General features: G+C 63.9%; 3 protein-coding genes. All 3 read left to right on the plus strand.

Annotated elements, in window-relative coordinates; all coding sequences use genetic code 11:
* Positions 1 to 51: 51 nt before the first annotated feature.
* Positions 52 to 300, plus strand: a complete 249-nt coding sequence (locus tag ABD301_RS42115; RefSeq protein ID WP_163572688.1) for a DUF6284 family protein — start codon at positions 52 to 54, stop codon at positions 298 to 300.
* Positions 300 to 566, plus strand: a complete 267-nt coding sequence (locus ABD301_RS42120) for a hypothetical protein (protein WP_279582633.1) — start codon at positions 300 to 302, stop codon at positions 564 to 566. Before ABD301_RS42115 ends, ABD301_RS42120 begins: the two co-directional genes overlap by 1 nt.
* On the plus strand, positions 563 to 760 hold a 198-nt coding region (locus ABD301_RS42125; protein ID WP_344315601.1), incomplete at its 3' end, for a hypothetical protein. The genes ABD301_RS42120 and ABD301_RS42125, both read left to right, overlap by 4 nt.

Consider the following 760-nt stretch of genomic DNA (forward strand, 5'->3'; position numbering starts at 1 on the left):
CTGCTACCTGCGGTTTTTGACCCTCTGTGCCTACCCGGAAGGCATGCAGAGATGAGAAACGACCCGATGGAGGACGGTCCTACAGATGCGGAGCTGCTGGAGATCGAGCGTGAGTGGCCGGCGCTTGAGGCTGAGCTTGCGTTGGTCGATGAGGAAATCCGGATTCTGACCGTTGAGGGCGGTCCGACGTTGCTGGATTGGCGCCGGTTGCGGCGGGCTGAGCATCGCGCGCTGATGGCGCGGCATCTGGTCTATGGCACGCCCGCTCCGGCGGCCTTGGACTCGGAAGAGGTCGCCTGATGGTCATCATGACGCGACTGGTCAAGACAACTGTTGCCGCCGCCGGAGCGGTGCTGATAGCTGCGCTTTTGCTCGGCTGCACTTCGCTTTCCGGGACAGTCACGCACCGGTACATGGCGGTTGGCGCCAGGAGCACTTTCACGTACTGGGTGTGTGTTCGCGATCAGGGCGGACATGAGGACTGCGAAATCGTCCCGATGAGCATTTACCTCGCCTGCGGCAAGGGCGACCAGTACCCGACCTGTTGGAAAGAGGACTCGCGATGACCATCGAGACCACCACGCAGGAGTCCCGTTCGGCGTACCCGCCTCCGGTCGATGCGCTGCTGCCCAAGGCACGCAAGCTCACAGCCGAACTGGGGGAGGTGCCATCCCGGAACCGGCTGATGACCGAGCTGCGGATCGGCGCACCGAAGGCACGCGCCATCCTCGCCGAGCTGACCGCACCGGCACCGTTCACC

The organism is Fodinicola feengrottensis (assembly GCF_039530045.1).
Lineage (GTDB): Bacteria > Actinomycetota > Actinomycetes > Mycobacteriales > HKI-0501 > Fodinicola > Fodinicola feengrottensis.